The 24,030-nt window shown below is 62.5% G+C and carries 26 protein-coding genes and 1 pseudogene; 9 read left to right on the top strand and 18 right to left on the bottom strand.

Annotated features, from left to right (window positions below):
* Positions 1-8 precede the first annotated feature (8 nt).
* Together rnpA and yidD are read left to right on the top strand one after the other, a co-directional pair.
* Entirely contained in the window at positions 9-512 is a 504-nt protein-coding gene (gene rnpA, locus HYN69_RS02180; RefSeq protein ID WP_108434302.1) for a ribonuclease P protein component, read from the top strand.
* Positions 509-777 (top strand): annotated as a pseudogene (gene yidD, locus HYN69_RS02175) (membrane protein insertion efficiency factor YidD). The gene rnpA and the pseudogene yidD overlap by 4 nt, the downstream one beginning before the upstream one ends.
* Positions 778-1,014: 237 nt before the next feature.
* Here the strand turns inward: yidD and HYN69_RS02170 are convergent.
* A complete protein-coding gene (locus tag HYN69_RS02170) occupies positions 1,015-1,578 on the bottom strand; it encodes a DUF3833 family protein (protein WP_407925252.1) in 564 nt (187 codons plus the stop codon).
* Positions 1,579-1,682: 104 nt separating this feature from the next.
* Between HYN69_RS02170 and ttcA the strand changes: the two genes are divergently transcribed.
* From ttcA to yihA, 4 genes are all read left to right on the top strand, one after another.
* Entirely contained in the window at positions 1,683-2,597 is a 915-nt protein-coding gene (gene ttcA, locus HYN69_RS02165) for a tRNA 2-thiocytidine(32) synthetase TtcA (protein ID WP_108434300.1), read from the top strand.
* Between the two features lie 193 nt (positions 2,598-2,790).
* Positions 2,791-4,623, top strand: a complete 1,833-nt coding sequence (yidC, locus tag HYN69_RS02160) for a membrane protein insertase YidC (protein ID WP_108436985.1) — start codon at positions 2,791-2,793, stop codon at positions 4,621-4,623.
* Complete coding sequence (locus tag HYN69_RS02155; protein ID WP_108434299.1) at positions 4,620-5,378, top strand: MOSC domain-containing protein; 759 nt, start codon at positions 4,620-4,622, stop codon at positions 5,376-5,378. Before yidC ends, HYN69_RS02155 begins: the two co-directional genes overlap by 4 nt.
* Positions 5,375-6,049 carry a ribosome biogenesis GTP-binding protein YihA/YsxC gene (gene yihA / locus HYN69_RS02150; protein ID WP_108434298.1) on the top strand — a complete coding sequence of 225 codons (675 nt, stop codon included), beginning with the start codon at positions 5,375-5,377 and terminating at the stop codon, positions 6,047-6,049. The genes HYN69_RS02155 and yihA overlap by 4 nt, the downstream gene beginning before the upstream one ends.
* 280 nt (positions 6,050-6,329) lie before the next feature.
* Here the strand turns inward: yihA and HYN69_RS02145 are convergent, their stop codons facing one another.
* The gene (locus HYN69_RS02145; RefSeq protein ID WP_108434297.1) at positions 6,330-7,061 is read right to left on the bottom strand and encodes an SDR family oxidoreductase; all 732 of its coding nucleotides are present in this window, start codon (positions 7,059-7,061) and stop codon (positions 6,330-6,332) included.
* Positions 7,062-7,211: 150 nt separating this feature from the next.
* Here HYN69_RS02145 and argB point away from each other — a divergent pair, with 150 nt between their 5' ends.
* The 3 genes from argB to HYN69_RS02130 are packed head-to-tail and all read left to right on the top strand — an operon-like array spanning position 7,212 to position 9,268.
* The gene (gene argB, locus HYN69_RS02140; protein WP_108436984.1) at positions 7,212-8,090 is read left to right on the top strand and encodes an acetylglutamate kinase; all 879 of its coding nucleotides are present in this window, start codon (positions 7,212-7,214) and stop codon (positions 8,088-8,090) included.
* Positions 8,087-8,734 carry a ferredoxin gene (locus HYN69_RS02135; protein WP_108434296.1) on the top strand — a complete coding sequence of 216 codons (648 nt, stop codon included), beginning with the start codon at positions 8,087-8,089 and terminating at the stop codon, positions 8,732-8,734. The genes argB and HYN69_RS02135 overlap by 4 nt, the downstream gene beginning before the upstream one ends.
* A 30-nt stretch (positions 8,735-8,764) precedes the next feature.
* Positions 8,765-9,268, top strand: coding sequence for a SixA phosphatase family protein (locus HYN69_RS02130; protein ID WP_108434295.1), 504 nt, complete (start codon positions 8,765-8,767; stop codon positions 9,266-9,268).
* A gap of 42 nt (positions 9,269-9,310) precedes the next feature.
* On the opposite strand, the gene HYN69_RS02125 is transcribed toward HYN69_RS02130, so the two are convergent.
* From HYN69_RS02125 to HYN69_RS02050, 16 genes are all read right to left on the bottom strand, one after another.
* Positions 9,311-10,081: an amino acid ABC transporter ATP-binding protein gene (locus tag HYN69_RS02125; protein ID WP_108434294.1), complete on the bottom strand. Its 771-nt coding sequence runs from the start codon at positions 10,079-10,081 to the stop codon at positions 9,311-9,313.
* A gap of 13 nt (positions 10,082-10,094) precedes the next feature.
* Positions 10,095-11,528: an amino acid ABC transporter permease gene (locus tag HYN69_RS02120; RefSeq protein WP_108434293.1), complete on the bottom strand. Its 1,434-nt coding sequence runs from the start codon at positions 11,526-11,528 to the stop codon at positions 10,095-10,097.
* A gap of 2 nt (positions 11,529-11,530) precedes the next feature.
* Positions 11,531-12,832 (bottom strand): amino acid ABC transporter permease, encoded by a 1,302-nt coding sequence (locus HYN69_RS02115; protein WP_108434292.1) that lies wholly within the window; start codon positions 12,830-12,832, stop codon positions 11,531-11,533.
* A gap of 134 nt (positions 12,833-12,966) precedes the next feature.
* The gene (locus HYN69_RS02110; RefSeq protein ID WP_108434291.1) at positions 12,967-13,983 is read right to left on the bottom strand and encodes an amino acid ABC transporter substrate-binding protein; all 1,017 of its coding nucleotides are present in this window, start codon (positions 13,981-13,983) and stop codon (positions 12,967-12,969) included.
* Positions 13,984-14,216: 233 nt separating this feature from the next.
* Positions 14,217-14,924: an ATP12 family chaperone protein gene (locus tag HYN69_RS02105; RefSeq protein ID WP_108434290.1), complete on the bottom strand. Its 708-nt coding sequence runs from the start codon at positions 14,922-14,924 to the stop codon at positions 14,217-14,219.
* Positions 14,921-15,967 (bottom strand): RluA family pseudouridine synthase, encoded by a 1,047-nt coding sequence (locus HYN69_RS02100; RefSeq protein WP_108434289.1) that lies wholly within the window; start codon positions 15,965-15,967, stop codon positions 14,921-14,923. Before HYN69_RS02100 ends, HYN69_RS02105 begins: the two co-directional genes overlap by 4 nt.
* The gene (gene crcB / locus HYN69_RS02095) at positions 15,964-16,326 is read right to left on the bottom strand and encodes a fluoride efflux transporter CrcB (RefSeq protein ID WP_108434288.1); all 363 of its coding nucleotides are present in this window, start codon (positions 16,324-16,326) and stop codon (positions 15,964-15,966) included. Before crcB ends, HYN69_RS02100 begins: the two co-directional genes overlap by 4 nt.
* A gap of 131 nt (positions 16,327-16,457) precedes the next feature.
* Positions 16,458-17,765, bottom strand: coding sequence for a replication-associated recombination protein A (locus tag HYN69_RS02090; protein ID WP_108434287.1), 1,308 nt, complete (start codon positions 17,763-17,765; stop codon positions 16,458-16,460).
* Between the two features lie 38 nt (positions 17,766-17,803).
* Positions 17,804-19,186 carry a Do family serine endopeptidase gene (locus tag HYN69_RS02085; protein ID WP_108434286.1) on the bottom strand — a complete coding sequence of 461 codons (1,383 nt, stop codon included), beginning with the start codon at positions 19,184-19,186 and terminating at the stop codon, positions 17,804-17,806.
* Positions 19,187-19,277: 91 nt separating this feature from the next.
* On the bottom strand, positions 19,278-19,865 hold the full coding sequence (locus tag HYN69_RS02080) for an acyl-homoserine-lactone synthase (protein ID WP_108434285.1): 588 nt from the start codon (positions 19,863-19,865) through the stop codon (positions 19,278-19,280).
* Between the two features lie 47 nt (positions 19,866-19,912).
* Positions 19,913-20,527 (bottom strand): helix-turn-helix transcriptional regulator, encoded by a 615-nt coding sequence (locus HYN69_RS02075; RefSeq protein WP_108434284.1) that lies wholly within the window; start codon positions 20,525-20,527, stop codon positions 19,913-19,915.
* 186 nt (positions 20,528-20,713) lie between these two features.
* Positions 20,714-21,133: a 50S ribosomal protein L17 gene (gene rplQ / locus HYN69_RS02070; RefSeq protein WP_108434283.1), complete on the bottom strand. Its 420-nt coding sequence runs from the start codon at positions 21,131-21,133 to the stop codon at positions 20,714-20,716.
* Between the two features lie 136 nt (positions 21,134-21,269).
* The gene (locus HYN69_RS02065; RefSeq protein WP_108434282.1) at positions 21,270-22,286 is read right to left on the bottom strand and encodes a DNA-directed RNA polymerase subunit alpha; all 1,017 of its coding nucleotides are present in this window, start codon (positions 22,284-22,286) and stop codon (positions 21,270-21,272) included.
* Between the two features lie 115 nt (positions 22,287-22,401).
* A complete protein-coding gene (rpsK, locus tag HYN69_RS02060; protein ID WP_108434281.1) occupies positions 22,402-22,800 on the bottom strand; it encodes a 30S ribosomal protein S11 in 399 nt (132 codons plus the stop codon).
* Between the two features lie 14 nt (positions 22,801-22,814).
* The gene (gene rpsM, locus HYN69_RS02055; RefSeq protein WP_108434280.1) at positions 22,815-23,183 is read right to left on the bottom strand and encodes a 30S ribosomal protein S13; all 369 of its coding nucleotides are present in this window, start codon (positions 23,181-23,183) and stop codon (positions 22,815-22,817) included.
* Positions 23,184-23,372: 189 nt separating this feature from the next.
* Positions 23,373-24,023, bottom strand: a complete 651-nt coding sequence (locus tag HYN69_RS02050) for an adenylate kinase (RefSeq protein ID WP_108434279.1) — start codon at positions 24,021-24,023, stop codon at positions 23,373-23,375.
* Positions 24,024-24,030 lie beyond the last annotated feature (7 nt).

Raw genomic sequence — 24,030 nt, 5'->3', positions numbered from 1 at the left:
ATGATGCCATGACACCGCCGGAGGAAACGGGCCAAGGCTCCACAGCCACAGCGCCCGAGGGTTCCCCGGCGGTTTCGCTTTGTGTGCCTGTAATCGGCACGTCCGAAATCCGCCTGCCCGAAACCCGTACACTCGAAACCCGTACACTCGAAACCCTCCGCAACCGCCCAGACTTCCTGCGCGCAGCCTCGGCCCGCAGACAGGGCACCGGCAGTTTTTTGTTGCAAGCCCGCAACCGCGCAGATGCATCCGACGCGATCCGGGTCGGCTTCACCGCCTCGAAAAAGATCGGCAATGCCGTCTTCCGCAACCGCGCCAAGCGCCGCCTTCGCGAAGTCGCCCGCGCGATCCTGCCCTCGCTTGCAAAACCGGGCTGGGATTACGTCCTCGTCGCCCGCCCGCAAGCCACCGTTTCGCGCGATTTCACCGACCTTCTGGCCGATCTCGAAACCGCCCTGCGCTCGGTCCACCGCGAAGGTCAGGCCGACAGACCAAAGGAAGGGTCGAAATGACCCCCCTCGCCCGCCTGATGGCGTTGCCGGTACGGGGCTATCGCCTTATCCTGTCGCCTTGGGTCGGCCACGGCTGCCGCTACCAACCCACCTGCTCTGCCTATGCGCTCGAGGCACTCGACCGCCACGGCGGGTTAAGGGGCGGCTGGCTCACGCTCCACCGCATCTGCCGCTGCCATCCCTGGGGGGCCACGGCTACGACCCGGTCCCCGGCAGCGACCCGCAGCACGACGAGGGACGTCGAGACACAAGCCACCCCGACTGACCGCATTTTCTGTCTGAAAATATCCTGGGGTCCGGGGCAAAGCCCCGGGGCATCCCCACGTACCACGCCTCAGGACCGGCAGGAATTTTCGCAGAAAATTCGTCCCCGTCACCCTTGCGACAAGAACACGAATTTTCTGCGAAAATTCTGGCTCCATCCTGTCAGGCTGTGCGCCGTCCACCCCCGGGGCCAGCCCCGGACCCCGGAGTATTTCCGCAAGGATGAAGCCCGAACCGCTCAGTCCAGCTTTTCGAAGCTGATCGAGACATCCCCCACATCCAGCCCGTATTTCTTCATATAGGCGCGGTTGAACAGCCGGTCCTCACTCTGCGCCCACATCCAGTCGTCAAAGCTGACGCGGCTCACCCCGGCCGGACCGTTGGCCTGCGGCACCGGCAGGTCGATCGTATAGGCCCAGTTGAAGCGATCCCCCTTTTCCTGCCCCTTGGCGATGCCGATCACCCCCGGCGCTGTGCCCTCCCAGGCCTGATCCGCCGTGACCGGCCCGACCTTCTGCAAGGTCCAGATCCGCTGTTCGGTCGATCCATCCTCATAAGTGAAATCCTCGACCAGCCGCAGCCTCTCGCCGTCCCAGTCACCGACCAGTTGCACGACGAACGACCGCCGCACCGTGCCGAAGACGTCCTGAAACTGCCCGCGCGCCACCAGCCGACCGTCGAAGAACCGCTCCAGCGCGAAATCCTGCCCCGACATCGGCTTGTCCTGCAACGAAGGTTTCCCCGTGCAGCCCGCCAGCGCCGCCACCAACCCCGCCACCAACCCCAAGGCCCATATCCGCATCATCTGCACTCCCTTTCCCCTTATACGCAGCCCTCGGCCGCATGGATTGCCGAAAGCCCCATTCCCTGCCATATCCAGCCGACCCCCGATCAAGCGAGCGCGCCATGCTGGATGAGTCCGATCTGCCAACCGACCTTCCCGACGACATCCATCCCCTGTTCCAAGGCGCGCCCTCCTCGACCGAATTCAAGAAGCTGAGAAAACGCATCGTCCGGCAGGTGCGCGAAGCGATCGACACCTACGGCATGATACAACGCGACGCCAAATGGCTGGTCTGCCTGTCGGGCGGCAAAGACAGCTATACGCTGCTGGCCGTATTGCACGAACTGAAATGGCGCGGCCTCTTGCCCGTCGAACTGCTGGCGTGCAACCTCGATCAGGGCCAGCCGAACTTTCCGGCCACCGTCCTGCCCGAATTCCTGACCCGCATGGGTGTGCCTCACCGGATCGAATATCAGGACACCTATTCCATTGTCGTCGACAAGGTGCCGCAGGGCCGCACCTATTGTGCGCTCTGCTCGCGCCTGCGCCGCGGCAACCTTTACCGCATCGCGCGCGAAGAAGGCTGCACCGCCGTCGTCCTCGGCCACCACCGCGACGACATCCTCGAGACCTTCTTCATGAACCTCTTTCACGGCGGCCGCCTCGCCTCGATGCCGCCCAAACTGCTGAACGAGGATGGCGACCTGATGCTCTACCGCCCCCTCGCCTTTGTGGCCGAGGAAGATTGCGACAAATTCGCCCGCGCGATGAACTACCCCATCATCCCCTGCGACCTCTGCGGCAGCCAGGAAGGCCTGCAACGCGTGCAAGTCAAGAAACTGCTCGACGAGTGGGAGACCCGCACCCCCGGTCGCCGTCAGGTGATGTTCCGTGCTTTGATGAACGTGCGCCCCTCGCACCTCGCCGACCCTGCGCTCTTCGACTTCATGGGCCTGGCCCCCGATGCCGCCCCCGACGCCGCGCCCGACGCTGCCCCCGACGGGTCCGATGACGGCCTGCCGCCGCAATTGCGCTGACAAAAGCAAGGGGGACCATCCGCCCCCCTTGCCCCCCCCCGAGGATATTACGGACCAGCATGAAAGCAACAAGCCCGCGAATAACCCAAGCGTGACCCCTGCCAAAGCCGCCCGACGGGCCAAAGCCCTTGACCTTTGCCCCCCCTTCTGTTGAAGCACCGCAGACCCAATTTTACGGATGGCGGTGGTCCCTATGGACGATCAGAACAAGAACCTAATCCTTGCAACCGTGCTGAGCTTCCTGGTGATCCTCGGCTGGTTCGTGCTCTTCCCGCCGCCCGAGGCAAAGGTTGACCCCAACGCCCCCCTGACCGCCGTGACCCAGACCGAGGCGCCGGCCGCGACCGGCACGCCTGCCGTCACGCCCGAAGTCGCCGAACCGCTGCCCGAAGCGCCGCGCCTGACCGTGGACACCCCGCGCCTTGCCGGCTCGATCTCGCTTCTGGGTGCCCGCATCGACGATCTGTCGCTGAAAACCTATCGCGAAACGCTCGACCCGGCCTCGCCCATGGTGCGCCTTTTGTCGCCGGTGGGTCAGGACCACCCCTATTACGCCGTCTTCGGCTGGGGCCCCGGTGCCGGGATGGCAGCCGATGACCTGCCCGGCGCCAAGACCGAATGGCAGATCGCCAAAGGCGGCACCCTGTCGCCCGGCCAGCCCGTCACCCTGACATGGTCGAACACCAAGGGCCTGACTTTCACACGCGACATCTCGGTCGACGACCGCTTCATGTTCACTGTGACCGACTCCGTCGCCAACACCGGCGCCGCCCCCGCCTCGCTCTTCCCCTACGGCATCGTAGCCCGCCACGGCAAACCAGCCGGCCTGCAAGGCTTTTACGTCCTGCACGAAGGCATCGTCGGCCGCACCGACGGCAAACTGACCGAAGAGAAATACAAAGACCTCGAAAAACTCCCCGTCATCGAACGCGAAGGCGCACAAGCCCAGGTGACCGAGGCGACCAAGGACGGCTGGATCGGCTTTACCGACAAATACTGGATGACCACGCTGATCCCCGAACAGGGCCAGCCCTTCACCGCCGTCAGCAAGTTCGTCCCATCGGCCAGCATCTACCAGACCGAGACGCGCCACCCCGTTCAGACCGTCGCCCCCGGCGCGACCATCACCTCGACCACCCACCTTTTTGCGGGCGCCAAGGAATGGGAAACCATCCGCGCCTACGAGGCCGACCTCAACGTGCCGGGCTTCATCGACTCCATCGACTGGGGTTGGTTCTTCTTCTTCACCAAGCCGATCTTCCACGTGCTGCACTGGCTCAATGCCATTATCGGCAACATGGGCCTTGCCATCATCGCCCTGACCTTCGTTCTCAAGCTGCTCGTCCTGCCCTTGGCCTATAAATCCTACGTCTCGATGGCCAAGATGAAGGAACTGCAACCCGAACTCGAGGCGCTGAAAGAGCGCGTCGGCGACGACAAGCAGAAGATGCAGAAGGAGATGATGCAGCTCTACAAAGAGAAAAAGGTCAACCCCGCTGCGGGCTGCCTGCCGATCCTGATCCAGATCCCGATCTTCTTTGCGCTCTACAAGGTGATCTTCGTCACCATCGAACTGCGGCACGCGCCGTTCTTCGGCTGGCTCAAGGACCTTTCGGCCCCCGATCCGTCGTCGCTGTACAACCTCTTCGGTCTGTTCCCCTGGGCCCCGCCACCGCACCCGTCGCTGATGGCCACGGTCTTCATCGGCGTCCTGCCCATCCTTCTGGGCATCACCATGTGGCTGCAACAGAAACTGAACCCGGCACCTGCCGACCCGATCCAGCAGCAGATCTTCAGCTACATGCCCTGGATCTTCATGTTCATGCTGGGCAGCTTCGCATCGGGCCTCGTGGTCTACTGGATCACCAACAACCTGATCACCTTCGGCCAGCAATACATCATCATGCGAAGCCACGGGCACAAACCCGATATCTTCGGCAACATCCGGTCGAGCTTCAAGAAAAAGCCCGCCGAGGCCGTCGCGGCAAACAAGCCGACCGCGCCCAAGGGCAAGACCAGGAAATGACGGGCGGGCGGCTGACAGACATCTGCCGCCACCCGATCAAGGGACACGGACGCGAAGCCCTCGCGTCCGTTCTCCTTTCTGCGGGCGCCTGCCTGCCGTTCGACAGGCACTGGGCCGTCGCCCATGACGCGGCGAAACTCGCAGACAGCGCCGATGGCTGGTCGCCTTGCGTCAACTTCGCCCGCGCCGCCAAGGCGCCTGCCCTCATGGCGATCACCTCCACGCTGGACGAGGCAACCGCAACCGTCACCCTGCACCACCCCGAGCGCGGCACCCTGACCTTCCGCCCCGACGATGCCGCCGACCTGCCGCGCTTCCTCGCATGGGTCGCCCCGCTCAATCCCGCCAACCGCGCCCAGCCTGCCCGAATCGTCAGCGCAACGCGCGGCATGACCGACAGCGATTTTCCGTCTGTCGCCATCCTCAACCGCGCCTCGCTTGCCGATCTCTCGGCCCGCATGGGCCACGAGTTGTCGATCCACCGCTGGCGCGGCAACCTCTGGCTCGACGGCGCAGCGGCGTGGAGCGAATGGGACTGGATCGGCCGCACGATCCGCATCGGCAGCGCCACCCTGACCATCCGCGAACGCATCACCCGCTGCTCTGCCACCACCGTCGAACCCGACAGCGGCATCAGCAACGCCGAAACCCTGAAAGCGCTGGAAAGCAATTTCGGCCATCAGGACTTCGGCCTATACGCGACCGTCACCACAGGCGGCACCGTCGCTACCGGCGACCATTGGAGCCTGACATGAGCCAACTTACCTTTACCCTCGCCCCAGAACCCGAAGCGGCCGCGCGCGAAAAGGGCCGCCTCCTATTCGCCGGTCCCGTCACCTTCGTCAAAGGTGTCGTCGCCATGTCCGGCCTGCCGCCCGCCGACCGGCTCGAAGTCTGCTTCGCGGGCCGCTCGAATGTGGGCAAATCCTCGCTCATCAACGCGCTGACGGGTCGAAAGACCCTCGCCCGCGCCTCGAACACGCCCGGACGCACGCAGGAAATCAACTTCTTCGCCTTGGGCGGCGACCACCACGCCCCGTCCGAGCACAAATACCTCGTCGACCTTCCGGGTTACGGCTATGCCGAAGCCCCTGTCGCCATCGTCGCCAAATGGCAGGCGCTGTTGAAACAATACCTGCAAGGCCGCCAGACGCTGCGCCGCGCCTTCGTGCTGATCGACACCCGCCACGGCGTCAAATCGGTCGATGAAGATATCCTGACCCTGCTCGACCGCTCGGCCGTGCCCTATCAGGCCGTCCTGACGAAAGCCGACAAGGTCAGCACCACCGAACGCGATGCCACCATCGAACAGGTCAAGGCCGCGCTGAACCGCCACCCCGCCGCCTATCCCGAACTGGTGGTGACCAGCTCTGAAAAAGGCGACGGCATCGAAACCCTGCGTTCGATCATCGCCACCCTCGAATGACCCACTAGCCCCACGTTAAGGTTAACGCCGCGCTTGTATCCACGGGGGGCCACAGCCCCCCGCACCCCCCCCCGACTGCCACGCCCCGAACCGACACATCTGGCGTCGGACCCCCTCCCCATTCACGCTGGCTCAAATATCCTCGGGGGAGTCGGGGCGCATGCCCCGACGGGGGCAGACAGCCCCCTGCAACGCCTGCCAATTCATGAACCGATCTTAACGCTTTTCGCAGATTCGTATGCATCGCCTGTGCACAGACTGTGCATCGCGCGATCCTCGCTCAGACATGCTGCGCCCCGTTCACCTCGATCTCGGCGCCCGAGATATAGGACGACTGGTCCGAGCATAGAAACCAGATCACATCCGCCACTTCCTTCGGCTGCCCCAACCTCTGCATCGGCAGTTTTTCCACGATCTTGTCCGTCCCCGGCGACAGGATCGCGGTCTCCACCTCGCCCGGTGCAATGGCATTGACCCGAACCCCTAAAGGCCCGAAATCATGGGCCATTTCCCGCGTCAGCGCCGCCAGAGCCGCCTTCGACGTGGCATAAGCCGCCCCCGCAAAGGGGTGAACCCGAACCCCCGCAATCGAGGTGACATTGACGATCGCCCCCTTGGCCGCCATCAACTCATCCTTCAGCCCGCGCGCCAGAATCACCGACGAAAAAAAGTTCACATGGAACACCTGACCCCAGGTCCGCAGGTCGGTTTCCAATGTATTCAACCGCTTACCCCCCTCCCCCTTGGGCGAGATACCGGCATTGTTGACCAGTGCATCCACCCTTCCATTGACCTTTGCCTTGATCGTCTCGATCGCCGCAATGGTCTTGTCCGGGCTGGCAAGGTCGATCTGGATATGGTTCTCCTCGCCCCCCGGCCAGGGGCAACGCGGATCGAAGGGCTGGCGCGAACAGGTCAGCACCCGCCACCCTTCTGCCGAAAACCGCTTCACCGTCGCATGCCCGATCCCCCGCGAAGCCCCTGTTAATACGAGTGTTTTCTGTCCGGTCATGATGCAATCCCCATTTCGCTCCGATCCTAAGGGGCGCCCCGCCGAAAGGAAAGCACCCCACGCAAAGCGGCTTGGCAGACCGCCGCCATAAGACTAAGCAAGCAAGGCAATCGCCCTCTGTGAGGCCCCATGAAACCGCAGACCAGCTCCATGTCCGATGCCGCCTTCACCGCCAAGATGCTCTCCGAAGCGCTCCCCTACCTGCAGCGCTATTCCGGCGCGGTGGTGGTGGTCAAATTCGGCGGCAACGCCATGGGCGACGACGCCGCCATGGCCGAATTCGCCCGCGACATCGTCCTGATGCGGCAGGTCGGCGTGAACCCCGTCGTGGTCCACGGCGGGGGGCCGATGATCAATGAAATGCTTGAAAAGCTTGGTATAAAGTCCACCTTCGTGCGCGGCAAACGCGTCACCGACAAGGCCACCGTGCAAGTGGTCGAGATGATTCTTTCGGGCCTCGTGAACAAGCGCATCGTTCAGGCGATCATGGACGCAGGCGGTCGCGCCGTCGGCATTTCCGGCAAGGACGACGATCTGATGGTCTGCGAAGCCGACGACCCCGAACTCGGTTTCGTGGGCCGCCCAATCGAAATGAACGTCCAGGTCCTGCGCGATCTCTACAACGCCGGCATCGTCCCCGTCGTCGCCCCCGTCGCCACCGGCATGGCCGACAACGAAACCTTCAACGTCAATGGCGATACCGCCGCGGGCGCCATCGCAGGCGCCCTCAAAGCCGATCGCCTGCTCCTGCTCACCGATATCTCCGGCGTCAAAAACGCGGCGGGCGAGATCATGACGGCAATCACCCCCGAGGAAGTCCGCGCCATGATAGACGATGGCACCATCGGCGGCGGCATGATCCCAAAAACCGAAACCGCCCTCGCCGCCCTCGACGAAGGCGTCCGCGCCGTCACCATCCTCGACGGTCGCGTTCCAAACGCCTGCCTGATGGAGTTGTTCACCGACCACGGCGCAGGCAGCCAGATCCGCTCGACCGAACCCCGCGTCAAACCCCGCGTCAAAAGGTGAGCCTGCCTGAAACCCTCGCTGCCCATCGGCTTGAAATATTGGGCGGATTCCATCCGCAGGCAGACGACACCCTGCCCGCCGGAACGCGTACCCTTCTGCTTCTTGGTCCCGCCGAACCTGGCTTTTGGCCGCATCTGACAGCGCAACCGGAATGGTCCGACGGCAAGCCCGACCCCGTCGACCGCTGGTCGCGCCGTATCATCGGCACCATCGCCTGCGACCTTGGCGCCAAGGCGCTCTTTCCCTTCGGCGGCCCACCCTACCATCCCTTCTACCGCTGGGCACTGCAATCGGGGCGCTGCTACGACAGCCCGGTCCGCCTACTCGTCCACGCCAGCCAAGGGCTGCTCGTCAGCTTCCGTGGCGCCCTCGCCTTGCGCGACAGGATCGACATCCCCGCTCCACAGCCAAAACCCTGCGACACGTGCGAGACCAAACCCTGCCTCACCGCCTGCCCTCCGGCCGCGCTGACCGCATCGGGTTACGACGTCCCTGCCTGCCACGCCTTCCTCGACACGACCCAAGGCGCACCCTGCCTGACCGCTGGCTGTCAAACCCGTCGCGCTTGCCCGCTGTCGCAAGCCTATGCAAGAGTTGCGGAACAGTCGGCCTACCACATGCGCCGATTCCACGGGGTGAGTTGAACACCCCGCCATAAACGGGGGGCAGACTAAATGAAGCGGTTGATCCTGACGCGCCACGCCAAATCGAGCTGGGACGATCCGCTGACCCCAGACCATGACCGCCCGCTGAACGAACGCGGCAAGGCCGCTGCAGCCGATCTCGGCGTCTGGCTCGCCTCACGCGGCTATATCCCGGGCGAGGTGCTCTGCTCCGACGCGCTACGCACCCGCAAGACATGGAGCGGCATCGCCCCCGCCCTGCCCGGCACACCGGTTCTCGAACTGAAACCCGCACTCTACCACGCAGGTGCCGATGTCATGCTGGCCGTGCTGCGCCATGCCAAGGCCGACACGGTGATGATGATCGGCCACAATCCCGGCATCGGTGAATTCGCGCGGAAACTTGTGGCCCGAGAGTTGTCAAACCCCGAATTTGCGCGCTATCCGACGGGCGCCACGCTGGTGTGCGATTTCTCGATCGACACATGGGATGATGTTGCTTGGGCTCAGGGCGTGGTCGACGATTTCATCGTCCCCCGCGAAATAGACAGCTGACAGTCGCAGGGTGCGCGTTCGCCGCGCACCCGTAAGCCCTTGTCAGTGACCAAGAATCTGCGAAAGGAACAGCTTGGTCCGGTCGCTTTTCGGGTTGTTGAAGAACTCTTTCGGCTCGTTCTGTTCGACGATCTGGCCCTGATCCATAAAGATCACTCGGTTGGCGACGGCTTGGGCAAAACCCATCTCATGCGTCACGCAAATCATCGTCATGCCTTCTTCGGCCAAGGCGATCATGGTGTCCAAGACCTCTTTGATCATCTCGGGGTCCAGCGCGCTTGTCGGCTCGTCGAACAGCATGATCCGCGGCTTCATGCACAAGGACCGCGCAATCGCAACCCGTTGCTGCTGCCCGCCTGAAAGCTGCCCGGGATATTTATGCGCCTGTTCGGGGATCTTGACCTTGGTCAGGAAGTGCATCGCGATTTCTTCCGCCTCGCGCTTCGGAGTCTTGCGAACCCAGATCGGCGCGAGGGTGCAGTTCTCCAGAATGGTCAGATGCGGGAACAGGTTGAAGTGCTGGAACACCATCCCGACCTCGGACCGGACCTTGTCGATGTTCTTAAGGTCGCTGGTCAGTTCGGTGCCGTCCACCACGATCTCGCCCTGCTGGTGCTCTTCCAGCCGGTTGATGCAGCGGATCAGGGTCGACTTGCCGGACCCCGAAGGCCCACAGATCACGATCCGCTCGCCCCGGTTCACCGTCATGTCGATGTCGCGCAGCACGTGGAACGTGCCGTACCACTTGTTCATATTGCTGATACGGATCGCGACTTCGTCCGAAACCTGCATTTTCGTCTGTGCTTCAGCCATTTTGCGTGATCCCTCAGCGATGGTCGGTCTTCAGCTTCTGTTCCAGATACATCGAGTATCGGGACATGCCGAAGCAGATGAGAAAGAAGATGAAACCGACAAAAATGTAGGGCTCCCAGTAGATGCCCTTCCAGTTGATGTCGGCGCGGACGATCTGCGTCACCCCGCGCAGCGGGTCGAGCAGGCCGACAAAGCTGACCAGCGTCGTGTCCTTGAACAGCCCGATAAACGTCGAAACGATCCCCGGAATGGAAATCTTCAACGCCTGCGGCATGATGATCAGCCGCTGCGCCTGCCAGTAATCCAGCCCCAAGGCATCGGCCGCCTCATATTGCCCGCGCGGCAGTGCCGCCAGACCACCGCGGATGACCTCGGCGATATAGGCTGCAGCGAACAGGGTGACTAGGATGACGACGCGCAGGATCAGGTCGAAATTGGTCTGCGGCGGCAGGAAATACTGCAACAGCAGCGACGCCGTGAACAGCATGGTGATCAGCGGCACGCCACGAATGAATTCGATGAACCCCACCGACAGCGTCTTGATAAGCACCATATCCGACCGGCGCCCCAGCGCCAGCAGCACCCCGATGGGCAGCGAACAAATAATCGCTGTCACCCCGATAACGAAGGCCAGAAGGAACCCACCGAACTGGTCGGAACCCACCGCCGGCAGGCTTGGCGGCAACCCCGCAAGCGCGCCAGTCACGAACCCTTGCAGGAACAGCCAATAGACACAGGCAGCAACGAACCCGATGGCCGTTCCCATCACCACGCCCAGACGCGGCTGAACTAGGCGGTAGCCCAGAACCAGCACACCGAACCCGAGCAGCGTCGCCACCGGCTTCCAGATCGACCCGCCCCATAGCAGCCAGAAGGCGATGAAGGGGTAAAGCAAAGTGACATAGACAAGACGCTTCGGCGCCACCCATGACAGGGCGAACAGACCCGCCATCAGAGCCGCAATCACGAGGACATGGACGATGTTGTGATCCAGCAAGGCCAGCGAAATCACGGTCAGCACCGCGACCACGCCGATCAGCTTTGCCCCGCTGCGCAGCCCGTAATACAGCACCGGCGCCAGGGCCACGAACATCAGGCCAAAGGCGAGGATCGGGCGCCAATAGGCATCCTGCGGGTAAAAGCCAAAGATATACTGGTGCCAGCGCGCCTTGATGACGGCCCAGCACGCCCCGCCTTCCGGCCCCGCTATCGTGCGGCACTCGCCCAGCGAATTGGCGTTCCATACACCGTTCAGCCACCAAGGCATGATCTTGGCCAGCAGCATCAGCACCAGCAGCAGGCTGACAAGCGTGAGCGCCGTATTCAGCCAGCCCGCAAACAGGTTCTCGCGCAGCCACTTGATTGCGCCACGCTCGGTGACGGGCGGAAGCGCAGGTGCCAGCATCTCGGTCCGGATGAAGGCGGTTTCGGCATGGGTGTCTGACATGCTCAACGCTCCTTCAGTTTGACGGCAGAGTTGAAGACGTTCATCAGCGACGAGATGATCAGGCTGATGGTCAGATAGATCGCCATCATCAGCAACATACACTCAAGCTCGCGTCCCGTCTGGTTCAGCGTGATCCCGCCCAGCGTGCCGCGCAGGTCAAGGTAGCTGACGGCGATGCCAAGCGAGGTGTTCTTGGTCAGGTTCAGATATTGCGAGATCAGCGGAGGGATGATCACCCTCAACGCTTGCGGAAGAACGATCAGGTTCATCGTCCGCCCCGGGCGCAGGCCAAGCGCATAGGCGGCCTCGGTCTGGCCACGGCTGATTGCCAGCACACCGGCCCGCACCGCCTCGGCAATGAAGGCACCGGTATACAGCGATAGCGCGATCAGCAGGGCGCTGAAGCTGTGCTGAACCAGAATACCGCCCTGAAAATTGAACCCCTTGGAAACACCGGCATCGTCGGTCGGGAACACCGGGATGTCCAGATGGAAGCCCATTGCGACGAGCAAGATCACGATCGGCGCGATCAGGATCAGCAGACTCTTCCACCAGGTGACAGGACGGATACCCGTATCTTCCTGCACCAGCCGCGCATGGCGCAAAACACGGCGGTTTGCCCAGAAAGACCCCACCAGCACGATAACCACGGCAAGCCAGGTCAGGTTGATCGACATGGACCCCAGATTAATCGTCGGAAGCGGGCGCTCGAACAGTGGGCCGGGGATGAACCAGCCACGATTGGTTATGGCGATGCTGTCGAACAGCACCTTTTGCGCCGCAGGTTCTGCGCCGGTCTGGATCATCTCGGCCGTAACCTTGAAATCCTTGGGCTGCGGCGCGGTTTCCGAGGTCACGACGAAGACGACGATGATCCAGAGCAATAGCGGCACGTTGCGGAATGCCTCGACATAGACCGTCATCAGCCGACCGACGAGCCAGTTCTTCGACAGGCGCAGAACGCCCACGAAAACCCCGATCACGGTTGCGAAAATGCAGCCCCAAAAGGCAACGACCAGTGTGTTCAGCAGTCCGATGATCGCCGCGCGGCCATGCGTGCTGTCGTTCGTATAGGGAATAAGCTGTTGCTCGATGTCGTAACCGGCGCGGTTCCACAGGAAGCCGAAGCTGATGTCCTTATCCTTGGCGGCAAGGTTCTGGATCGTATTGTCCACAAGCCACGCAATGCCAAGCAACACGAGTATCAGCACGATCACCTGGATGGTGAACGAACGGAACCGCGTGTCGTAAATGAGCATGGAAAGCCGAAAGCCATCTTTCGGCGCCTCGGAGGCCATAGCCATCGTCAAAACTTCCCCTGTTTCCGATCCGTGGGTCCGGCTTTGCGCCGGTTATGTCGCTGTTTGAAGCGCGCGGATCGGGTTGTGGTCATCAGGCAGAAAAAGGGCGCGCAGTTTCCCGCGCGCCCCTGTAGCGATTAGCGCAGCGGGGGCGCGTACTGCAGGCCGCCCTGGGTCCACAGCGCGTTCAGGCCGCGCGCCAGACCGATCGGGGTCGACGTGCCGATGTTGGCTTCGAAGATTTCGCCGTAGTTGCCGTTGGCGGCAATGGCGTTCTTCGCCCAGCTGTTGTCCAGACCCATCATGACGCCCGAATCCCCTTCGAGGCCAAGCAGACGGCGCACTTCGGGGTCGGTCGAGGAGGCTGCAACTTCTTCGATGTTCGCTTTGGTGATGCCTTTTTCTTCTGCGATCAGCAGCGCGAAATAGGTCCAACGGACGATATCGCCCCATTGGTTGTCACCATGGCGCACGACCGGGCCGAGCGGCTCTTTCGAGATGATTTCCGGAAGGATGATGTGGTTTTCCGGATCGGCCATGGTGGCGCGCGATGCAGCCAGACCCGACGCGTCGGTCGTGTAGGCGTCGCAAGCACCGGCCAGATACTGGCGCTGCGCTTCCGAGTCGTCCTGCACGGTGACGGGGGTATAGGTGATGTTGTTGAACTTGAAGAAGTCAGCAAGGTTCAATTCGGTCGTGGTGCCGGTCTGAATGCAGACGGTGGCGCCATCGAGTTCCTTGGCCGAAGAAACGCCAAGGTCTTTTTTGACCATGAAACCTTGACCGTCATAGTAGTTGACCGCAACGAAATCGAGCTTCAGGTCGTTGTCGCGCGAAAAGGTCCAAGTCGAGTTGCGGACCAGCAGGTCGACTTCGCCCGAAGCCAGTGCGGTGAAACGGGTCTCACCGGTGGTCGGGACGAATTTCACCTTGGAGGGGTCGCCCAGCACGGCGGCAGCAACCGCACGGCACAGCGACACGTCAAAGCCGACCCAGTTGCCGTTTGCATCGGGTGCACCGAAACCGGTCAGACCGGTGTTCGACCCGCAAAGCAACTCGCCACGCGCCTTGACGTCGTCAAGCGTTGCAGCCGAAGCGAAGCCCGCGGTCATCGCAGTTGCTGCGACGACACCGAGGAATACGGATTTTTTCATTCTTACCTCTTCCTGAGTTATACCGCCCGATTCCGGGCGACGTTTTGTTTTTCCCCGCCGAAGCGGAGGGAGGTGCCTAGGCGAAAACCTCTCCCGTAATCGCGAGTTTCCCCGAAAGCGGTTTGAAAGGTCAAGCCCAAGCCTTGCTGCACCACAATATGCAATGCTGGCAACGCGTTAGCTATGTCATAAGGCAGCAAGCGCAAGGGGCGCACAAGAAATAAGCAGGATTGTCACCCGCACAATGCGTAGAATCGCCCCGCTTGCAGAAAGTCCGCCTCACGCACGGCCTCGGACGCGGCGGCTTCCTCGTCCTCGCCCCATTGCTCGATCTGCCAGGTCTCGTCGATACGCGACAGCGCCCAGGCCGCTTCTGCCGAAAGCCTGCCGCGCGTCACCGCCAACGCAAGGATCAACGACCCTGAAATCGCGACGAGGTCATGAAAAGCGGCCAGTTCAAAAGGGTTGAACGAAGCGACGATAGCGTGCAACCGCGCCAGAGAGGCCGGTTCTTGTGCGATATGCATCACCCCGGCGGTAGCGACCAAGGGCACTCGCAAGGCTTCGGACGCCCAGCCAAGCAGCGGGTCCCAGCCAGCCGCTTGCCGCGCAACCAGCGACTCGGGACCGATGGCGCGATAGCAAAGAAGATCGGTCCCGCCATAAGCCGCCAGCATTTCGACCACCGCGTCGAATTGCGGAACGATCTTGTCCAGCGCCGAATTGGCAGACCGCGTGAATGGCATCGTCTCGGGCTTGACCAAACCGCTTTGGGCATTCCACTCGGCCGCAATCGCATCGGCCAAGGCAACCGTTGGCACCACGAGCGATGTCTTGGCCGGCGTCTTGACCGGTCGCCCGTCAAGCCGGACGGTGAAGCCGCCCGCGACCGCCTCGATCGTGACTTCCTTCCAGAAACGCTTGGCCTTCCATGCGCTCACTTGAAGACCTCGAACGGGTCGGCCGGCACGTCATTTTCCTTCCAGTCCAACGTCTTCCACGTCCGCGCCATGTGGTCGGGCAAGGGGGCGGTAAAGGTCATCATCTTTTTCGTGATCGGGTGTTCCACCGAAAGCATCCGCGCATGCAGATGCAGTTTGCGGCTCAGATCGCCCCCGATCGAGGCGCCCCAACCATCGCCCATATTCTCGGACTCGCCGCCACCATACTTGCCGTCGCCAACGATCGGATGCCCGATTTCGGCCATATGGGCGCGCAACTGGTGCGTACGTCCGGTCACGGGTTCAAGCGCCATCCACGACAGGCGCGTGCCAAGGAACCAGAGCGTGAAGAAATCCGTATGTGCCCGTTTTGCATCGGGAAATTCGTCCATCTTGCCCGGATGGACGCAGAGCATCTTTTCACCCTCGCCGCGCTTGCCATGGCCCGGCGCCTTCATCAGACCGTATTTGATAGACCCCTTGCGCGGGTTGGGAACACCGGCCACCACGGCCCAATATATCTTGCGGGTGTTGCGATGCCGCAGGGCCTCGGACAGGCCCCGCGCCACGCGGTCGGTGCGAGCGAGCATCAGAAGGCCCGAGGTATCCTTATCAAGCCGGTGCACCAGTTTCGGGCGGTCCTTGTAGCCGAACTTCAGCGCCTCGGTCAGCCCGTCGACATGGCGGTCCCCCTGCCCCGAACCACCCTGGCTGGGCAGCCCCGGAGGCTTGTTTATGACGATCATATGCTCGTCTTTGAAGATGACGCAGTCCTGAATCATCTTTGTGTCAGCAGCACTTACGCCCCCTTCCTTGGGACGCGAAGGCGCTTCGGCATCGGGCAGCGGGGGCACACGAACCGTCTGGCCGGGGATGATGCGGTCGGCGGCTTTGGCGCGGGCGCCATCGACCCTGACCTGCCCGGTGCGGCACATCTTTTCGACGGCGCCTTGGGTGATTTGCGGAAAACGCCTTTTGAACCAGCGGTCTAGCCGCTGTTCGCCTTCGTCTTCGGATACGGTCAAAAGTTTCACGCCGCTCATGTCAGGGCTCCGCGGGCAAGGGCCGCGCCCATGGCGCAGGCGAGAAGGGAAAGCACCACCGACAGCCCTGTGTAAAGCGCGGCCTGAACGGGTTCACCGCCCTCCCACAGCTTGAAGGCGTCGAGGGAAAAGGCGCTGAATGTAGTGAAACCGCCCAAAACTCCGGTCATCAGAAGCGGGTGGTTCCGGGGGCCGAGGGTGACGAAAAGTACCCCCATCACAAAGCAGCCCAGCACGTTGACAACCAGCGTTCCAAGCGGCCAGCCGGGCAAGATACGCCCCGCGCCAGCGACGACGAGGAAACGCAGCACGGCACCGATGGCACCGCCAAGGGCGACTTGGGACAGGGTCGAGATCATGCCCCGTCCTTCGGCCCATGGGCGCGATTTGTCAACCGTTACAGGCGAACGGGCGATGCACAGCCTGTGCACAACCGATGCAGACAGGCAAAACGCGGCGCTAACGAAGCCTTAGGGCTTTACCGCTAGGCTTACCCCTGTCGCTTGACACGGAGTTTCGCAAAATACTCGGCCCGCTTTTTCAATTCGCGCTCGAACCCGCGCTCAGGCGGCGCATACCAGACCGGGCGCTTCATGCCTTCGGGGAAATAGTCTTGACCGGAAAAGCCGTCTTCCTGATCATGGTCATAAGCATAGCCCGTGCCATAGCCGATGTCCTTCATCAGCTTGGTCGGTGCGTTCAGAATGTGCTTGGGCGGCGCATGGCTGCCGGTTTCCCGCGCCGCGACCCGCGCCGCCTTGTAGGCGGTGTAGACAGCGTTCGATTTCGGCGCGAGCGCCAGATAGACCACCGCCTGCGCCAGCGCCAACTCGCCCTCGGGGCTGCCAAGCCGTTCATAGGTTTGCCAGCCTTGCAGGCAGACCTCTTGCGCCTGCGGGTCGGCAAGGCCGATATCCTCGACCGCCATGCGCGTCAGGCGGCGGGCAAGGAAACGCGGGTCTTCGCCGCCCTCCAGCATGCGGGCGAACCAGTAAAGCGCCGCGTCCGGATCGGACCCACGGATCGATTTGTGCAGGGCGGAAATCAGATTGTAATGTTCATCGCCCGATTTGTCGTACCGCGTGGCCCGCCGCATCAGGCGGGTGGACAGCTGCGACCGGTCCAGTGGCTTGTCGAGCTTCCAGGCCGTAACCTGTTCGATCAGGTTAAGCAGGCCGCGACCGTCTCCATCGGCCATTTCCAGCAGGGCCTCGCGCGCCTCGCCGGTCAAGGGCAGGTTGCGGTTCAGCTCTTTCTCTGCCCGCTGCGCCATGTGTTCCAGATCGGTCAGGTTCAGCCGTTCCAGCACGATGACCTGCGCGCGGCTCAGAAGCGCGGCGTTCAGCTCGAAACTGGGGTTTTCGGTGGTCGCACCCACCAGAAGGATCGTGCCATCCTCCATATGCGGCAGGAAACCGTCTTGCTGTGCCTTGTTGAAACGGTGGATTTCATCGACGAACAAAAGCGTGCCCCGCCCGTTCTGGCGGCGGATGCGGGCCTGTTCGAACACCTTTTTCAGGTCCGGCACGCCGGTGAAGATGGCCGAGATCTGCACGAAGACAAGGTCGGTTTCATCGGCCAGCAGGCGCGCTATCGTGGTCTTGCCCACACCGGGCGGCCCCCAGAGAATAAGCGACGACAGGCTTTTGGCGGCCAGCATCGCGCCAAGCGGACCTTCGGGCGACAGCACATGGCCCTGACCGATCACTTGCGCCAAGGCGCGCGGGCGCAGGCGGTCGGCCAGCGGGCGCGGGCCTTCGGGGGTGGTGCCGGTCGGGCTGTCGAAAAGATCTGCCATGAGTGCCAGACTAGCGGCTGGGCGGGCTGGTTGAAAGATCAGAAGCGGAAGCGCAACCGCAAGCTTTGCCCGCCCCGTATAAGATCGACAGACCAGATGCGCGTAGGTTCGTTAGCGGCCTCGGCCACATCGGCGGGCAGGTTGATCGCCACCCCGTTGACCGCCACGACGATGTCACCCCGCTGGAAACCGGCGCGGGCGGCGATGGCTTGGGCATCGGTCACCACGACGCCTGTCGCGTTCAACGGCAGGTCGAGTTCTGCGGTAACCGCGGGGTTGATGCGGGCCACGGTCAGACCGTTCAGCGCCACGTCGGCGGTGATGGTGGTGCTGTCACGGTCGGGCGTGTCGGGGGCAACGGCCAACGTCACGATGGCCGACATCGCCGTACCGTCGCGCAGCCAGTCGATCCGCGTTTGCGCGCCAAGGCCGAGCGAGGCAAGGCGGAACATGATCTCTTGCGGGGTGTTCGTCGGCTCTCCTCCCAAAGCGAGGATGACATCGCCCTTGCGGATGCCGGCGGCGGCAAAGGGGCTGTCGGGGTGCAGATCGGACACCAGAACCCCGTCAGGGCTTGGCAAGCCAAGCGAATCGGCAAGGCTGGCGTCCATTGCCTGCCCGGACAGGCCGGCCCAGGGCCGCTGGAACAGGGTGGCCCCCGTCTCGGCCTGCTTCACGATGCTGGCGACCAGATTGGCCGGAATGGCAAAGCCGATTCCCTGCGACCCGCCGCTGCGGGTCAGGATCGCGGTGTTGATGCCGACAAGGCGGCCTTTGGTATCGACAAGGGCACCGCCAGAATTGCCCGGGTTGATGGCGGCATCGGTCTGGATGAAATAGCCCGACCCGTTGCCAAGCTGCATGGTCGACCGCGCCAGCCCGGAAACGATGCCCTGCGACACGGTTTGGCCAACGCCAAAGGGATTGCCGATGGCAAGCACCAGATCGCCCACCTCGATCTCGTCCGAATCGCGCAGGGGAACGAAAGGCAGATCTTTCGCACCCTGCAGCCTGAGCACCGCAAGATCCGAGGCTTCGTCGCCCAGCACGACCTTGGCCGCATATTCGCGCCGGTCGTTCATCACGACGCGGATCTCGGTTGCCTGACCCACCACATGATAATTCGACACCACGATACCATCGGCCGTCAGAACCACGCCCGACCCGAGCGAATTCTGCACGCGGGGCTGGCTGTCGCCGAAAGCCTGAAAGAACTGGTCAAAGAACGGATCGCCTGCAAACGGGCTGGCCCGCTGTTCGACAACGCGCGTGGCGTAGATGTTCACCACCGCAGGCGCTGTAGCTTTGACCACCGGCGAGAAGCTTTGCGCGATTTCGGCGCTGCTTGTCGGCACGGTCTGGGCGGTTCCCGCAAGCGGGGTCAGGGCGATCAGGGCGGCTAGGGGAAGAATGCGAAACATGGCGGGCCTTTGGCGCGGCGGCTGTCGCCTCTGGTATGGGCACCAGAGGCGACCGCCGCAAGCCGTGGCCGTTCACAAGCCGGTGCGATAGCTAATGCAGCTTCGTCTGCATCGAGATGGTCACGCATACCGAACTTGCCCCGCCCGTATCCATCACTGGACCGGCAGAGACGCAATCAAGCCCGACCCGCCGTGCCAGACGCCACGAGTTTTCGGGAATGATCCCGAGCAGCGTCGTGGCACCCAAGATGCGGGCAGATATGACCATTTCGCTGATAAGCTGCATCTGCACCCGCATCCGGTTCGCTGCGGGCACCGTGTCGGACACGAAGACGCGGCTCGATTCCCAGACGTTGGCGGCCACGGGTGCCGGAAAGTGCAGCAGATCGCGCGGAATGGATGGCAGAAGCCCAAGCTGCGCGTCACGGATCATGTAGGTGTAGATGCCGCAGCGATGCGTCGTCGGCGTCAGCCGCACGCCAGCCAGCACCTGCCCGCGTTCATGCACCGCAACCCAGCGGCTGGCGGGGGTGTCATATTGGTCGAACTCCATGCCATCGGCCTGCGGCAAGTCCCATCCGGCACCGTCGATAAAGGTCCGGTGGCGGGCGCGCAGCAGATTGGCAAAGAGGGTGCCATGGTTGTGCAGGTTGTCAAAGGAAAGGGTCGTCACTTCCATCGTCAGTCTCCTTCTTCGGGGTTAACCGTGTGAAGGGGACGGCTCGGTCATTCGAGAAGGCGGTATTCACGCACCTTCCTGATGGCCTCGGACGTGGTTCTGGCCTCAAGCCGGATGCGGGCGGACTTCAGCCGCGCCTTGAACGCACTTTCGGTGATCCCCAGTTTGTCAGCCGCCGCCGCGTGCCTGTCCCCGTTGGCAAGGCAACGCAGCGCTTCGATCTGGGCCCGTGTCAGATCGCTTGACGGCTTTGCCTCGATATGGAGCTGGATCGTGGCCTCGCGCAAACTCTCCAACTCCTCGTCCGTGAACTCCCGGTCCTTGCGGGCGATGCCCACGATCGAGCGCGAGGTGATCGGCCCATAGGAAGACACTGCTCCGAAATGGAGCCCGTGCGCCGCCGCCTTCTTCATGACGCTGAAGGGATCAGGCAGGGGAATGGCGCTCCAACGGGTCGTGCCTTCCACCCCGACGCCCCAGAAAACCAGCGGGTCGCGAAGGTAATAGGACTGCGAGTTATACTGGTCGACCCACGCGGCGGGGTAAGAGCTTTTATAGACGAGCGGGGTGGCAAAGCGGATGTGCAACCCGACGGTATAGCCCATCGGCGCAAGGTCGTTCAGCTTGTCGAGCAGCAAAGAAAGTGCCTTGCGTTCTGCCATGATGTGCCCGAACCGGGCTCCCTTATTACTAATGATTGCAAGAAAGTAATTTCCTGCATCCATAGATTGCACACGTTCCGTATCGGCTGACAAGGCGATACAGCGTCGACCATGGCGAAAAACGCGCAAAAGAAAAGCCCGCCGAAGCGGGCCTTTCGAATAATCTGGCTGGCGGTGCCGTGCGGCTTATTCGTCGGCGGCGTCTGCCGCTTCGGTGCGGGCCCGGTCAGCGGCGCCCTTGGCCGAGGTGTCGCGATCCACGAACTCGATGATCGCCATCGGGGCCATGTCGCCGTAGCGGAAACCGGCCTTCATGATGCGGATATAGCCGCCCTGACGCGACTGGTAGCGCGGGCCGAGGATGGCAAACAGCCGCTCGACATGCTTGTCTTCTTTCAGCGCAGCCTGGGCCTGACGGCGGGCGTGCAGGTCGCCGCGCTTGGCGAGCGTGATCAGCTTTTCGACGATCGGACGCAATTCCTTGGCCTTCGGCAAGGTGGTCTTGATCTGTTCGTGTTCGATGAGCGAGCCGGACATGTTCGCGAACATCGCCTTGCGGTGTTCGTGGGTGCGGTTCAGCTTACGGTAGCCGTTCGAGTGACGCATGATAGTCTCCTGGACGTTTATGCTTTGTGTTGCACAGCCTGCGTAGGGCCGGGCTTCGTTGGGGCGGAATTGCCCATGTTTTCCCCGGCAGCCCGGGCATTTTGGAGGTGGGGCGGTTTGACCCGCCCCACGTAACTTAGAACTGGTCTTCGAATCGCTTGGCCAGATCTTCGATGTTTTCCGGCGGCCAGTCTTCGACTTCCATCCCGAGATGCAGGCCCATGCCCGAAAGCACTTCCTTGATCTCGTTCAGCGACTTGCGGCCGAAGTTCGGGGTGCGGAGCATCTCGGCTTCGGTTTTCTGGATCAGGTCGCCGATGTAGACGATATTGTCATTCTTCAGGCAGTTCGCCGAACGGACCGAAAGCTCCAGCTCGTCGACTTTCTTGAGCAGGAGCGGATTGAATTCCAGCCCTGCGTCGACTTCGCCCAGCTTGGCCGATTCGGGTTCGTCGAAGTTGACGAAGATCGACAGCTGGTCCTGCAGGATGCGCGCGGCATAGGCCACGGCGTCTTCGGGGGTCAGCGCGCCGTTGGTTTCGATCTTCATGGTCAGTTTGTCATAGTCGAGAACCTGACCTTCGCGGGTCGGGGTGACTTCGTAGCTGACTTTCTTGACCGGCGAGAAGATGGCGTCGATGGCGATAAGGCCGATCGGTGCATCTTCGGGCTTGTTCTTGTCGGCGGCGACATAACCTTTGCCGGTGTTCACGGTCAGTTCCATGAACACATCGGCGCCGTCGTCGAGATGGCAGATCACGTGGTCTTTGTTCAGAACCTCGATGCCGTTCGATTCGGAAATGTCGCCAGCGGTGACGACGCCCGGACCCTTGGCCGAGATCGACAGGCGCTTGGGCCCTTCGACTTCCATCTTCAAGCTGACGCCCTTGAGGTTCAGCACGATGTCGGTGACGTCTTCACGCACACCGGCGACCGACGAGAACTCGTGCAGGACGTTGTCGATCTGCACGCTCGTGATCGCGCCGCCTTGCAGCGACGACATCAGCACGCGCCGCAGCGCGTTGCCCAGCGTGAGGCCGAAGCCCCGCTCGAGCGGTTCGGCGATCACGGTCGCCACGCGCACCGGATCGGCGCCGGGGCGCACCACCAATTGCGTGGGCTTGATGAGTTCTTGCCAGTTCTTGTGGATCATGCTGTCGCCTCCATACCAGTCTGCTGCCCATGTCCATAAGCAGCGGACGCCCGAGGATCAGAAATACGTAAATCGGGCCGCGCGAAAACGCACGGCCCGACCGGTTAGAAATAGCTTAGACGCGGCGGCGCTTCGGCGGACGGCAGCCGTTGTGCGCGAGCGGAGTGACATCACGGATCGAGGTGATGTTGAAACCCACCGCAGCCAGTGCGCGGAGCGCCGATTCGCGGCCCGAACCGGGGCCCTGCACTTCGACTTCCAGCGTTTTCACGCCATGTTCCTGTGCCTTGCGGCCCGCATCTTCTGCGGCCATCTGCGCGGCATAGGGGGTCGACTTGCGCGAACCCTTGAAGCCCATCGTGCCCGAGGACGACCACGAAATGGCGTTGCCCTGCACGTCGGAGATCAGGATCTTGGTGTTGTTGAAGGAAGAGTTCACGTGAGCAACGCCAGCGGCGATGTTCTTGCGTTCTTTTTTCTTCAGACGGGCGTCTTTCTTGGTATCGCGTGCCATGATCTATGCCCCTCTTATTTCTTCTTGCCGGCGATGGCTTTGGCCGGTCCCTTGCGGGTCCGCGCGTTCGTGTGCGTGCGCTGGCCGCGAACCGGAAGGTTCTTGCGGTGACGCAGGCCACGGTAGCAACCAAGGTCCATCAGGCGCTTGATGTTCATCGAGACTTCGCGGCGAAGGTCGCCTTCAACCGTGAAGTTCGCGTCGATGTATTCGCGGATTGCGAGCACTTCGGCGTCGGTCAGCTGGTTGACGCGGCGCGACTGGTCGATGTTCAGCGCAGTGCAGATGGTGTCCGCATTATGCGGGCCAATGCCGGTGATGTAGGTCAGCGCGATCGGAACCCGTTTCGCGGTAGGGATGTTGACGCCAGCAATACGTGCCAAAGCGTGTCTTCCTTTTCGTTGCGGTTCCGTGATGCCAGAACCTTTTTTCACAACTTGATGGCCGCGATCAGCGCGGCCACCGATTCAATCTGTTCTGCCAAGCATCAGATAGGCCGAACGATTCCCTTGCGGGACGCCGTGGCTTAGGGGCTTTTCCCCTGCCCGTCAAGGGCAGAGCCGCCGCTTTCGTCACTGCCTGTCAAGCACCTTTGCGATGGCATCGGCCACGGCGTCCATCCCGGCCAGACCATCCACCGCATGCAGCTGGTGCTTGGCGTAGTAATAGCCGATCAGGGGCGAGGTTTTCTTGTAATATTCCATCAGCCGCTGGCGCAGCGCGTCTTCGTTGTCGTCGGCGCGGCGAACCATCTTGTCGGACCCACAGACATCGCAGCAGCCCGGCTTGGCCGTGGGTTTGGTCTGGTCATGATAGACCGCGCCGCAATTGCCGCAGGTGTAGCGGCCAGAGATCCGCGCCACCAAAGCCGCATCATCCACCTGCATCTCGATCACCGCGTCGAGCGTCTGGCCCGTGCGGGTCATCAGCGCGGCCAGTGCATCAGCCTGCGGCAGGGTGCGGGGGAAGCCGTCGAAAATGAAGCCGCCGCCCGCGTGACCGGTGATCTTTTCCTCGATCAGGCCGATCACGATCTCGTCCGTCACAAGCTGACCCTTGGCCATGACTTCGGCCACGCGGTTGCCCATTTCGGTGCCGCTGGTCTTGGCCTCGCGCAACATGTCGCCGGTCGAGAGCTGGACCATGCCGCGCCCGTCGACCAGACGCTTGGCCTGAGTGCCCTTCCCTGCGCCGGGAGGGCCGAGGAGGATGATGTTGACCATCCCGCCC

It is taken from the genome of Gemmobacter aquarius (assembly GCF_003060865.1).
GTDB lineage: Bacteria > Pseudomonadota > Alphaproteobacteria > Rhodobacterales > Rhodobacteraceae > Paragemmobacter > Paragemmobacter aquarius.
Note: the sequence above shows the minus strand (reverse complement) of the source record. Positions and strands in the feature narration are given on the sequence as shown.